Below are 11,810 nucleotides of genomic sequence, written 5' to 3'. Positions count from 1 at the left end.
TTATTATTCCGTTCAATAATTTCACCTTCTTTAATGACAAAAACTTTATCTTGTAAAGTAGCTAAGCCATTTCTAACATTTGCTATTTCATTTAGTTGAATTGCATCTTCATTTAAAGTTGGAAAATGTTCAGAAAAAATAAATACGTTTTCATTTTTCAATAGAGTTTCATATTTTATGTTTTTAAGAATACAATTGTCAGAATCAAAGATTACTATCTCATCGTTATCGTCAGATAGCTTTGTGATTGCTGTAAAAGTCGTTGCACCTTCAAAATTCAATTTGTCTTGAAAATCTATTACTTTTTCAATTAATTTCTCATTAACTAGAGCTCTAAGTAATTTCTCTGCCCCGCGGGATTTGAGGTAACTATTAGGGGTTATAAAAACGAAATTGCCAACTCTATTCCAAAATTCTAAAGCAACTTCAAAAAAATAATAATATAAATCAAAATTATACTTCTGACAAAAAGAACTGTTAGCTTTAAGGTACTCTGCTGTTTCAGAACTTAAGTTACGTCTTGAAACATAAGGAGGATTACTAATTATAAAATCAAACTTATGCTTCTTGTTGAGTAATTTTTCTTTTTCTAAAATATCCATTTGAAAAACATTCCAACGTACATTTAGATTTGGGAAATATTCCCATAAGATTTGATTCAAATTATCAATACAAATTTTTATAGCATCCTCTCTCATATCAAAGGCATATATGTTATTTTCAAGAAAATCTTTAATTTTATTTGAATCACAATTTTGTTTGTGGTATAGTAACCTTCTCAAAATAAGACATAATATATGTCCTTCACCGACAGCAAGCTCTAGTAATGTAAAATTACCATCAAAATCAATCTCTAGATTATCGATCATGATATTTGCAAGCTTATTATTTGTGTAATAAATTCCATTGTTTTTTAAAAATCTTGTTTCACTTCTCATATTTTTCATCCATTAAGATTTATTATACCAAAAACCCCAGCAAATTGCCGAGGTTTCTGTGTTTATTTCACCAACTTCTTCATCTCATCGATACGCGCTACGGTCGCATCATATTTCGCTTGGTAGTCGGCTTGTTTGTCGCGTTCTTTTTGGACGACTTCTGGTTTGGCGTTGGCTACGAAGCGTTCGTTAGAGAGCTTCTTGCCGACCATATCCAATTCTTTTTGCCATTTAGTCAGTTCCTTGTCGAGACGAGCCAGTTCTTCTTCGACATTGAGGAGGTCTGCCAGTGGCAGGTAGATCTCTGCTCCTGTGATGACGCTTGACATCGCGAGTTCAGGNGCAGGGATGTTTGATGCGATTTCCAAGTGCTCTGGATTTGTGAAGCGTTTGATGTAGTTGACATTGCTGTTAAAGAAGGCTTCCAAGTCGTTGTCGCTTGTCTTAACAAGGATGGTGATAGGTTTGCTTGGAGCAACGTTTACTTCTGCACGCGCATTACGAACAGCACGGATCAAGTCTTTAAGACTTTCCACACCAGTGTGGGCAGCAAGGTCTTCAAAGGCTGGGTTGACAGTTGGGTATTCTGCTGTAACGATAGAACCTTCTGAGATTTGTCCAAAGATTTCCTCTGTCACGAATGGCATGATTGGGTGAAGGAGACGAAGAATCTTGTCCAAAGTATAAAGGAGAACAGAGCGTGTGATGACTTTCTCTTCTTCATTATCACTATAAAGGACTTCCTTAGTCAACTCAACATACCAGTCCGCAAATTCATCCCAAATGAAGTTGTAGAGGATGTGTCCAGCGACACCAAACTCAAACTTGTCAAAGTTGGCAGTAGCTTTTCCGATCGTTTCATTGAGGTTGTGGAGAATCCAGCGGTCTGTGACATTACCAGCTTCCTTGTTGACAACTTTTTCCACATTGGCAGTTGCTTGCTCAAGAGTCAAACCTTCATTGTTCATGAGGATGTAGCGAGAGATGTTCCAGATCTTGTTGATGAAGTTCCATGAAGCATCCATTTTCTCATAAGAGAAGCGCACGTCTTGACCTGGTGCAGAACCGTTTGAAAGGAACCAACGAAGAGCATCGGCACCGTATTTCTCGATAACATCCATCGGGTCAATCCCATTACCGAGAGATTTAGACATCTTGCGTCCTTGCTCGTCACGGATGAGACCGTGGATAAGCACGTTTTGGAATGGCTGACGACCAGTGAATTCCAATGATTGGAAGATCATACGAGATACCCAGAAGAAGATGATGTCGTAACCTGTAACCAAGGTTGAAGTTGGGAAGTAACGTTTGAAGTCTTCTGAGTCGACATCAGGCCAGCCCATGGTTGAGAATGGCCAAAGGGCAGAACTAAACCAAGTATCCAAGACGTCTTCATCTTGTGTCCAACCGTCACCTTCTGGAGCTTCTTCACCGACGTAAATTTCACCCTCAGCATTGTACCAAGCAGGGATTTGGTGACCCCACCAGAGCTGACGAGAGATAACCCAGTCGTGGACATTTTCCATCCATTGAAGGAAGGTATCATTGAAACGAGGTGGGTAGAATTCGACCTTGTCCTCTGTGTCTTGGTTAGCAATAGCATTTTTGGCCAATTGATCCATCTTGACGAACCACTGAGTAGACAAGCGTGGTTCAACCACAACACCAGTACGCTCTGAGTGACCAACACTGTGGACACGTTTTTCGATTTTAACAAGGGCACCGATTTCTTCCAACTTAGCAACGACTGCCTTACGAGCTTCAAAACGGTCCATGCCTGCAAATTCGAAGGCAAGCTCATTCATAGTTCCGTCGTCGTTCATCACGTTGACTTGTGGCAAGTTGTGGCGTTGACCAACCAAGAAGTCGTTTGGATCGTGAGCAGGTGTGATTTTCACGACACCTGTACCAAACTCAGGATCGGCATGTTCGTCTGCAACGATTGGGATTAGTTTATTAGCGATTGGAAGAATGACATTTTTACCAATCAAATCCTTGTAGCGTGGGTCTTCTGGATTGACCGCAACAGCTACATCTCCAAACATAGTCTCAGGACGAGTTGTGGCAACTTCAAGGGCGCGTGAACCGTCTTCCAGCATGTAGTTCATGTGGTAGAAGGCACCTTCGACATCCTTATGGATAACCTCGATATCAGAAAGGGCTGTGCGAGCTGCTGGGTCCCAGTTGATAATAAATTCACCACGGTAGATCCAACCTTTCTTGTAAAGGTCCACAAAGACCTTACGAACAGCTTTTGACAAACCTTCGTCAAGAGTGAAACGCTCACGAGAGTAGTCTACAGAGAGCCCCATCTTGCCCCATTGTTCCTTGATAGTAGTGGCATATTCGTCTTTCCATTCCCAAACTTTGTCAAGGAATTTTTCACGACCTAGGTCATAACGTGTAATGCCCTCTCCACGCAAGCGCTCCTCAACTTTAGCCTGAGTCGCAATCCCCGCGTGGTCCATTCCTGGAAGCCAAAGGGTATCAAAACCTTGCATCCGTTTTTGACGGATGATGATATCTTGCAAAGTCGTATCCCAAGCGTGACCAAGGTGAAGTTTCCCAGTTACGTTTGGTGGTGGAATGACGATTGAATAAGGCTTAGCCTTTTGATCGCCGGAAGGCTTGAAAACATCCGCATCAAGCCATTTTTGGTAACGACCAGCCTCAACCTCGGCTGGATTGTATTTAGGTGAAAGTTCTTTAGACATGTGTTTGTCCTTTCTCTATTGTATTCATTTTATCTTGAATTTGCTTAGCAACTTCTTCTGCAGACAAACTCGTATTATTTATTTTAAAGTAGTGGTGCAACTCATTCGGTTGATGTTGGGAATTTAATTGAAGGGTTTCAGTGGTCTCTAAAATTTCTCTTTCAGATATCTCAATATGCCGTTTCAAGGGCTTGTGCTTCAACCGGTTCTCCGTTCGATTTCGACGCATGCGCTCTTCAAGACTTGTTTCCAACTCCACAAAAAGAATCTCTTGATGAAAGTTATCCAATAAATCCTGAATTTGCTTTAAATACATCAGTTGGTACTGATTTGAAAAATCAATTACATCTGTTAAAATTACTGATCGCTGATTTCTTGCACTTGCTCCAAGGAAAGAAAAGGTAATTCCACGAACAAATTCCCACATTTCCTCTGTAAAGTCCTGATAGATTTCTAATGCAAAATCGATGGCTTGATGGTTATAAAAGAGGGTAGCATCTGTCAGTCGAGATAACTCTTGACCAATCGTCATTTTCCCAGAAGCCGGAGCCCCAATGATGAAAAGATGCATCAAATCACCTCCCACTCACGCCTCAACAAGCCATATATCAGACTGTCACAGCGGTTTCCTTGAATATCTTTACGTTCTCTTATGCGAGCTTCGAGGGTAAATCCAAGTTTTTCTGCGACTCGTTGACTTTGGACATTATAACCAAAACAAGTCAGTTCAATCTTGTGAAGACCCAAATCTTTAAAGGCTAAGTCAATCAAGGCAAACGCTGCTTCTGGTACATAGCCTCGACCCCAATAGTCTGGATGCAAGGTATAGCCAAGCTCTAGCACATCATCCGCATGACGATGGTTGAAGTCAACAGAACCAATGACTTTATCGGTTCCTTTGACGACAATCCCATAGCCAGCTGGGAGATTTTCCTTTTGATTGCGTTCTGGAAGGATATGCTCTAGATAGTAAACCTCATCTTCAAAGGTTTTGACTGGAGGAAAGCCTGCTGGATAGGCGACCTCTGGGAGACTAGCGTAGGCATGGATATCCTCGGCATCAGCGACTGTGCAGACTCGTAACACGAGATGTTCTGTTTCCAAGCGTTCTGGCAGTTCAGCTCTTGTCATCTTTCTTCCTCGCTTTCTTTATGAAGCTCCCCATAGGGTCAACACGGTTATCTAAATAGCGATAAACGCGCTGGTGACCGTCCCCCATAAAGTAAGTCGGTGAAAAACGATCATTTTTAAAATGTCCCTTATCATCCAAAAGTTCTGGATCAGCAAGTCGCTCGATAATCTTGGCAAAGATATGACAGATTCCATCTTCCTCGATAATCCGATCTACCCGACAGTTCAATACGACTGGACAGGCCTCTAAAATCGGAGACTGAGTCTGTTCAGAAATCTCGTAGTCTAGTCCCAGGTGTTTCAATTTCTCTCGATGACTGATAAAACCAGCCTCCTCCATCTCGAGCATGAGATTTTCATCAGGAATATTCACAGTAAACTTCTGGTAATGCTTGATTTGCTCAGCCGCATTTTCCTCAGCTCCGACACCAATGACTAGCCAATCTCCCAAGCTATAAGAGGAACTGCAAGTCGTGATATTCTGCTCAAAGTTCTGGTCCTGATATCCCAAAATGAAAATAGGAAAGCCATAATACAGTTTACTTGTGTTAAAAGATTGCTTCATAACAACCTCCTTTTACTAAGACGCAAAAGAAAATCCCTGCCATCTACATGACAGGGACGAATGTATTTATCCGCGGTACCACCCAATTTCGGGCAGTTGCCCGCAACTCTCGTCTTTAAAACAAAAAGACACTTTTATTTCAATTTTTCATCTATTAGCAACTAGTTTTGACACATTTGTGGACTTCTCAGCTCCGCCACTTTCTGTAAAATGTGGGATTCAAAACACCTCTAATGGCTCTATTGTAGCAAGATTTTGATGGAAATGCAAGGCACAAGAAAGATTACTTGAACTTGATGCCATTTTCTTTCAATTTCTTGATGGTAGCTGGGCCGATTCCTTTCAAGGCAAGGAGTTCTTTTTCAGTCCAGTTTTTGAAATCTGACGCAGACTTGATTCCTTCATCATAGAAAGTCTTGGCACGGTCAAGTGGAAGTCCACCCAAGTTTGCTGCAAAATCTTCTACAGAATTGGCTACTTTTTGAGCTTGCTCTTTGGTAGCTTCTACTGCTTGTTCAACTTTTTTAGAAACAGCCTTACCAGCTTGGCTTGCTGACTGCTCAGCACGTTTCACGACTTTTTTTGTCTCTTCTACAACCTTAGTCACAGTACTTGAAAAAACACCTGCACGACGGAGGCTATTTCGTAATTGTTTTTTACGATTGAGTTTCTTTGACATGATAAAATCCTTTCAATAAAAAACCCCTGCTCTGACAAGGATTTAATATAAATATTCTATCAAGATTTTAGTAAAAAATCAAGAATCTATCTCGTTTAATAATTTCGCTCACCAAACAAGCCATCTGGCAAATCATGGAATCCCTTGCCTGCCTTGAAGTTTTCAAACTTACCAAGCAAGAACTGATAAGCATCCAAGCGACTTTCGTAGCGAATCATGGCATCTTTAGCACGCTCGTCCTGGTCTTCTTCGTAGACTTTTTGGCTTTCCTTATGCGCCATGTCATTGATCATAATCTGGGTATTGACCCAGGCTTCAAATTCCTTCATAAATTCTTGTTCGTAACTCATTTTTTCTCCTTATTCTAATCCACGGAAATAGTCCGTGTCAATCTCACGGTAGGGCTGGATATCCTGAACATACTCCAGCACACCTTGGAATTCTCCGTTTTCATCGTGCACTGCTGCGTAGGTGATGTGGACAAACTTGCCTCGTGACTCAGACTTGAACCACATTTCATACTTATCCTTAGTACCTTCACGAAGCCCCTTCATGATAGTCTTGACCTTATCCAAGTACTTAGGCGGATGGCAGAGTTCGACATTCCGTCCGACTTGGGACGGTGTCCGTTTGAAAATCATCTCATCAGCCGGCGTATTGTCATTGTAATACTGGAAAATATCATCTTTATTGACAAAGGTAATCTCCATGGGCAGGTGATTGAGGATCAGATTGGCCTGCTCGACCGATAGATAGCCATTCCCAAAAGACTGCTGACTATGGCGATCCAACACTGCTTCCTTTTCCTTAGGAGTAAAGGTAATGGTAAACTGTCCTTCTGGCGTATCGATAACTTGTTGAACTTGACCCTCTGCCGTATCTAACTGTACAGGCTCCTCTGCACTCTTTTCCTCAACAAAGCTCTGACGTTCTGGCACCCATTTCTCAGACGGACGGATGATGGCATAACCATAGGCGTCACTCTCCTCCGCAATCTGAAGCCAGTCATCCTGAGTAAAGGACTCAAGGAGAATCATGAGAAGGATGGACTCTTCCTTGAAAACCATACTTTCAAACTCTGTCGCAAAGGCTTCAAAATCTTCTTTTACACTGCGAATCGACACTTCAGGTAGTGACTTGGCCGTCGCTAAAGCTGTTTGAAAGAGTTCCCTGATCTGGTCATCCACTCCCCACATAACTTTAGGAGGGGAATCGTGTCCATAGCGCTCCATGATAGGAAAGAAGAGTTCTTCTTTACGTTGGTAATGGATGTCAAATTGCCCCACAAGTCCCATCTGACGGACCAAACCCTTGCGCATCTCCGACAGCATTTCCTCATCTTCCATAGACTCATAGGTATCTAACAATCTACGAATGCGAATCAAGGCCGCACGAAGAGCCAGATTTTCTTCCTTAAAGACCCGAACCGGGTGACCTGGATGCTCGGTATCTGCAACTTCGACACCTTTAATAGCATTTTTAAAAAGATTGGCATGGACATCGCAGAGTTCCATGACATCTTCAAAGGTGACGCCTGAGTCTGAGTTCATCAGCTCGTGCTCCATGAGAGAAATCTCGATGGCTGAAACACCTGTAAAAGTCGCATCAAAGCGCTCCTGAACTGATTCAGGAGAGGCGCCATTATGCAATTCTAACAAAATATCCCGTAGGACATGAATCCGTTCATCTGCCATTAGTCTAACCCAATCACTTCGTAGCCATTCGCTTCCAGAGTGCGAACAATCTTGTCCATGGGAGTTCCTTCAAGCTTAGAACCCTGTTTGAGTGATACTTTGCGACCGACTGTATTGCGCATCAAGGGATTAGCAAGGGGTTTAAAACCCAGCTCTACTAGGATTTCCAAGACTTCTGGATGCTTGTCCACCACTTCTGCAACGGGAATTGACACATCGATGATATTATCCATGACGACCTCCATTGTATGTTCTAAAATGATTTTACTGCTTTTATTATACCACAAGGAAAGAGATTAAAAAACTAGCAGTGGAGTTCCTGCTAGTTATCTGCGACTTGAATTACGAACTAAATAAGTTTAAAGAGCCAATCCAATATTTTAAATAATAGCTTGTAAAACAGCAATTGGACTGCAAAAGAAATGATCATCCAAAAGAATTTCACAATCCCAATAATTGGTTTGATAAAAAGAATAGCAAGAAGTCCCCAGAAAAATTTCATTCTCTCTCCTCTGGCTTGATGAGCCACCGAGCCGTATCCATTAACTTGTCTGCAATAAAAAGTTTCCCCATACCGACAACGGCATGGTCATCTTTCGTTATCGTTTTCATTACTTTTACACTTTGCATGGTCAAAAAGTAATTCCCATAAATCTTAGCAAAAGCTTTGATAGGATTCATCTCACTCCCCCTCGATGATTTCAGCCTCTTTTCGGATTGTTTCAACATCTTCTTGATATTGAACTTCACTATAGTTGACTAGTTTAGACAATTCTTTCTGCAAGCTTTCCCCCATTGGTTTCATAGTTGCAAAGGTTAAACCACCTGAAATGATACCACCCAAGATAGGAATGAATTTTCCCATTCCTTTGGCCAGCCCTCCCTTGGTAAGATTCACACCAAATATTTTTAAGACTTTTTTCAAAATAGGGTACCAAAGCGTCTTTGTTAACGCTTTATTAGGCACTGTTTTCATTACCTGTTTGGCAATTGTTATACCACCAGCACGTAGCAAAGCAGCGGTTCCATTTACCCCCAACATGACGCCTAGATAAAGCAAAAGGGTATTTTGAGCATCTTCACTCAACTCCTCGCGTGAAGCCCAAAGATCCTCATATCCATAAATATAACCTAGTTCTTGAGCTAATTTTAAAGAAAAAGCATAAAATTGAGCTACATCCGCTGGTATGGTAATTGCCATGGCAAGTCCACCTGGTAATCCTGCAACAACAGAAGTTCCACTCGCTAATAAAACATTATCCCTAATGCATGCATTAGCCACTCGATCTAAGGTTTCTTGAGATAAGAGAGACGTTGGGCCTTCTTCCAATAAAGTAGGAATATCTTTTGGATCCAATTCTTTGGAAAACTTATCCACTAAAAATTTCGAACGATCAACCTTAACAACAGGTAGTTTCACCACTTGTTGCAATACTTGCATAGCCAACTCTTGTTCAGCCATATACAAACTCCTTTTACTTCTGTAAGTTATATTCTATGATAGCATACTCTTTTAAAGTATGTTTCAAATTCCCCTCAAAAATTTTCAAAAACTCCTTAGCAACTTATTTGTTAAAGATTTTTAATAGTCTTTGTAGAGATAACTCGAATATTCAACTCCTACCTTTACAACTTGATATTCTATCTATGAACGATAGTCTATTGTTGTTTCACCTAGAATGTCCCTTTAATACGTACTAACTATGAACTTTCGAGCTTCATCTTATAAATCCATAATTTCTTTTTTCTTTCGATCAAATTCTTCCTGAGATAATATACCTGCATCTAAAAGAGATTTTAGTTTTGTAAGTGCTTCGATTTGCTCATCTAATGATAGACTTGGTTTCATGGCTTTTTCATCTAAACTTTGAGCCATATTCATTCCAAATATCATTCCAGCACTATCACCTAGACCATGTTGCTCCACTCCTGATGCAATTTTTTGTTGTGCTGCAATATTAGAAGCTTTCTGCGATACATCATCATAAGCTTTTAAATTCATCTTATTTGATGAAAATTGTTTAACCAATTCCTTAGATTCTGGTGAGAACTCAATATTAGCAATGGCAACTTTTACAATCTCAAATCCAAAACGTTCTTTCCAAGTCCCTGCATACTGTCCATCATTCGATACTTGTGTTGCAAGAATTGAAGCTTGTGAGGGTAATTGTGAAATACGATAAGTTGTGGACAAAGAATTAAGTGCAACAATAAAAGATTGGAGAAACTCTGTCACTATTTGTGATCTAGCTTGAGCACTGTCGAAAGTATAATAAGTCATATTGGCAGGAAGAAAATTTCTGATAAATTGCTTAGCATCTGTAATTTGGATAGAAAATGTTCCAAAAGCACGTACTTCTAAATCTGTCCCATAAAACAAATCATTATACATCACTGGACCACGAGTCCCAAATTTAATATCACGAATTTCTCTCAAATTAACAAAGCAAATCTGTTTTTGCTGATCACTTTGACCACCGAATCCAACACGATTAACAACATTGTCAAACAGTGACTTTTTCAATCCATCACCGTTAAAAACACTGCTCTCACCATTTTGGTATTCATATCCACCTGGTTCTGTAACAATTTCCTCGATACCAGACTGACTAAAGATAAAGGCAGCAGTATTTTCTGGAATAAAAATCTTGGATCCGTTAGAAATAACACCTACAGATCCCTTCGTATTGACACCCCTACCATTATTACTTTCTTGAACAATACCGGGACTTACAGCTGTATGTTCATCAAAAGCTTGAACCGTGATAATTTCTTTCCACTGATCTGCAAATGTCCCACCGATAGAATCTGTGATTGCTTTTATCAACCCCATTTAATTGCCCCCTTATAAACTCTGCTCCATATCACAATAGGCACATCTTACTGTTTGCTTCACTTGACCTGACAAAGGTACTCCACAAAAGCTACACTTGGTTGAAATCTTTTCTGGCTCTGCATCCTTAATCCCAAGCCCTGCTTTAAAAGTGTCAAATGTATCCTTAAATGTTTCAGCCAAAACATCTGCTCCAAACAAGCTATTATCTCCCAAGGTTTCAAAATTACTTGTATCACCTGAAATCAATTTAATAATGTTTCTAGCCCACTTGTCAGTATCCTCAGTATTATTAAATGCAAAGATAGCTTGTCCGCCATTATAATAAATTTCCAGCCGTTTCACACCATTGGTTTTGGTTACTGAAACTTGAGGTTTCCCTTCAAAAATTTTAATCTGGTTAATGGGTATGGTAACTTGATCTTTTTTTCCTCCCCACAAACCTTTTTTGATATATATTAAGTGTAGATTCGTTAAAATTAATTCATCTGTAGACAAACCATTTTTCCCAAAACTCACATGGTCACTATTCATAACCATGTATTCATGTGGCAATAATTGATAATCCATATTGAACTCCACTCTTCCTATTAAAGACTAGCTTTCCACTGCTCCACTTGTTCATGTAGATTATCACGATAATCTTTTAGAGTCTTAATCACTTCTTCTTTCCCTTGAATCGGTGCTTTCTTGAGTGGACCATATTGTTTTTTCAGATCTTCCATCTCTTTTTTAGTGCTATCTTTTAGTTCTTGGATAGCAGCGCTATCTTCTAAAACAGTCCCTTTAAAGGCTTCATCTGCTTCTGTATAGTAATTATCGATTATTTTCTCATTCATAATCAAGTAATCTTCATAAGTTTTTATAGACTCAATTGTCGCATCACTAACATCTTGTGGGTTGAAATCGCCTGAACTGAGTTTTTCTTTTGCTTTGGCAAACAACCCTTTCTTTTCAGAACTACTAGATGAAGCTTCTGTTTGATTCTCACTAGAAGAGCTACTTGTTTTTTCAGAAAGAGAACTACAAGCAACTAGAGTAGAAACGGAAAGACATAGCAAAGTTAAACGACAAACTTTTTTTATATTATTCATTGATAGAATCTCCTTTTATTTATGGAATTATCATATCATATTTGCTAAAAAAAAAAAAAGCATTTTCTGATTAGCTAACATTTAAAAATACAGAATCCCTTTTTTAAAAGAATATTTTTCCATTTCAAATTCCACCTATTTTCACCCACCAAAAAAGAGGGT

The 11,810-nt window shown here is 39.8% G+C and carries 14 protein-coding genes; all 14 read right to left on the bottom strand.

Annotated elements, in window-relative coordinates; all coding sequences use genetic code 11:
* Positions 1–947: Eco57I restriction-modification methylase domain-containing protein (locus tag D8837_RS03535; RefSeq protein WP_260468869.1), on the bottom strand; the 947-nt coding region annotated here is incomplete at its 3' end.
* A 53-nt stretch (positions 948–1,000) separates the two neighbouring features.
* Positions 1,001–3,652, bottom strand: a complete 2,652-nt coding sequence (locus tag D8837_RS03530; protein ID WP_125456211.1) for a valine--tRNA ligase — start codon at positions 3,650–3,652, stop codon at positions 1,001–1,003.
* Positions 3,645–4,223: an AAA family ATPase gene (locus D8837_RS03525; protein ID WP_070479704.1), complete on the bottom strand. Its 579-nt coding sequence runs from the start codon at positions 4,221–4,223 to the stop codon at positions 3,645–3,647. Before D8837_RS03525 ends, D8837_RS03530 begins: the two co-directional genes overlap by 8 nt.
* Entirely contained in the window at positions 4,223–4,783 is a 561-nt protein-coding gene (locus D8837_RS03520; RefSeq protein ID WP_125456210.1) for a GNAT family N-acetyltransferase, read from the bottom strand. The genes D8837_RS03525 and D8837_RS03520 overlap by 1 nt, the downstream gene beginning before the upstream one ends.
* The gene (locus tag D8837_RS03515) at positions 4,770–5,348 is read right to left on the bottom strand and encodes a flavin reductase family protein (protein ID WP_125456209.1); all 579 of its coding nucleotides are present in this window, start codon (positions 5,346–5,348) and stop codon (positions 4,770–4,772) included. The genes D8837_RS03520 and D8837_RS03515 overlap by 14 nt, the downstream gene beginning before the upstream one ends.
* 283 nt (positions 5,349–5,631) lie before the next feature.
* Entirely contained in the window at positions 5,632–6,027 is a 396-nt protein-coding gene (locus D8837_RS03510) for a helix-hairpin-helix domain-containing protein (protein ID WP_004261126.1), read from the bottom strand.
* A gap of 95 nt (positions 6,028–6,122) precedes the next feature.
* Positions 6,123–6,377 carry a DUF1912 family protein gene (locus D8837_RS03505; RefSeq protein WP_000119706.1) on the bottom strand — a complete coding sequence of 85 codons (255 nt, stop codon included), beginning with the start codon at positions 6,375–6,377 and terminating at the stop codon, positions 6,123–6,125.
* A gap of 9 nt (positions 6,378–6,386) precedes the next feature.
* Positions 6,387–7,721: a DUF438 domain-containing protein gene (locus D8837_RS03500; protein ID WP_125456208.1), complete on the bottom strand. Its 1,335-nt coding sequence runs from the start codon at positions 7,719–7,721 to the stop codon at positions 6,387–6,389.
* Positions 7,721–7,954, bottom strand: coding sequence for a DUF1858 domain-containing protein (locus D8837_RS03495; protein ID WP_000368739.1), 234 nt, complete (start codon positions 7,952–7,954; stop codon positions 7,721–7,723). The genes D8837_RS03500 and D8837_RS03495 overlap by 1 nt, the downstream gene beginning before the upstream one ends.
* 265 nt (positions 7,955–8,219) lie before the next feature.
* The gene (locus D8837_RS03490) at positions 8,220–8,402 is read right to left on the bottom strand and encodes a hypothetical protein (protein ID WP_125456207.1); all 183 of its coding nucleotides are present in this window, start codon (positions 8,400–8,402) and stop codon (positions 8,220–8,222) included.
* 1 nt (position 8,403) lies between these two features.
* The gene (locus D8837_RS03485) at positions 8,404–9,183 is read right to left on the bottom strand and encodes a hypothetical protein (protein WP_125456206.1); all 780 of its coding nucleotides are present in this window, start codon (positions 9,181–9,183) and stop codon (positions 8,404–8,406) included.
* A 261-nt stretch (positions 9,184–9,444) separates the two neighbouring features.
* Positions 9,445–10,554: an SPFH domain-containing protein gene (locus D8837_RS03480; protein ID WP_125456205.1), complete on the bottom strand. Its 1,110-nt coding sequence runs from the start codon at positions 10,552–10,554 to the stop codon at positions 9,445–9,447.
* Positions 10,555–10,566: 12 nt separating this feature from the next.
* Complete coding sequence (locus tag D8837_RS03475; protein ID WP_125456204.1) at positions 10,567–11,124, bottom strand: hypothetical protein; 558 nt, start codon at positions 11,122–11,124, stop codon at positions 10,567–10,569.
* A gap of 20 nt (positions 11,125–11,144) precedes the next feature.
* Positions 11,145–11,648, bottom strand: a complete 504-nt coding sequence (locus tag D8837_RS03470) for a hypothetical protein (RefSeq protein ID WP_125456203.1) — start codon at positions 11,646–11,648, stop codon at positions 11,145–11,147.
* Positions 11,649–11,810 lie beyond the last annotated feature (162 nt).

The organism is Streptococcus mitis (assembly GCF_003942965.1).
Taxonomy (GTDB): Bacteria; Bacillota; Bacilli; order Lactobacillales; family Streptococcaceae; genus Streptococcus; species Streptococcus mitis_BH.
The sequence above is the reverse complement of the archived record's forward strand: the minus strand, read 5'-3'. Positions and strand labels throughout refer to the sequence as shown.

Bases quoted from the DNA above. Each gene is read 5' to 3' on its own strand.
- D8837_RS03500 (WP_125456208.1), bottom strand. From the start codon at position 7,721: ATGGCAGATGAACGGATTCATGTCCTACGGGATATTTTGTTAGAATTG.
- D8837_RS03495 (WP_000368739.1), bottom strand. From the start codon at position 7,954: ATGGATAATATCATCGATGTGTCAATTCCCGTTGCAGAAGTGGTGGAC.
- D8837_RS03485 (WP_125456206.1), bottom strand. From the start codon at position 9,183: ATGGCTGAACAAGAGTTGGCTATGCAAGTATTGCAACAAGTGGTGAAA.
- D8837_RS03480 (WP_125456205.1), bottom strand. From the start codon at position 10,554: ATGGGGTTGATAAAAGCAATCACAGATTCTATCGGTGGGACATTTGCA.
- D8837_RS03470 (WP_125456203.1), bottom strand. From the start codon at position 11,648: ATGAATAATATAAAAAAAGTTTGTCGTTTAACTTTGCTATGTCTTTCC.
- D8837_RS03520 (WP_125456210.1), bottom strand. From the start codon at position 4,783: ATGACAAGAGCTGAACTGCCAGAACGCTTGGAAACAGAACATCTCGTG.
- D8837_RS03475 (WP_125456204.1), bottom strand. From the start codon at position 11,124: ATGGATTATCAATTATTGCCACATGAATACATGGTTATGAATAGTGAC.
- D8837_RS03515 (WP_125456209.1), bottom strand. From the start codon at position 5,348: ATGAAGCAATCTTTTAACACAAGTAAACTGTATTATGGCTTTCCTATT.
- D8837_RS03505 (WP_000119706.1), bottom strand. From the start codon at position 6,377: ATGAGTTACGAACAAGAATTTATGAAGGAATTTGAAGCCTGGGTCAAT.
- D8837_RS03525 (WP_070479704.1), bottom strand. From the start codon at position 4,223: ATGCATCTTTTCATCATTGGGGCTCCGGCTTCTGGGAAAATGACGATT.
- D8837_RS03510 (WP_004261126.1), bottom strand. From the start codon at position 6,027: ATGTCAAAGAAACTCAATCGTAAAAAACAATTACGAAATAGCCTCCGT.
- D8837_RS03490 (WP_125456207.1), bottom strand. From the start codon at position 8,402: ATGAATCCTATCAAAGCTTTTGCTAAGATTTATGGGAATTACTTTTTG.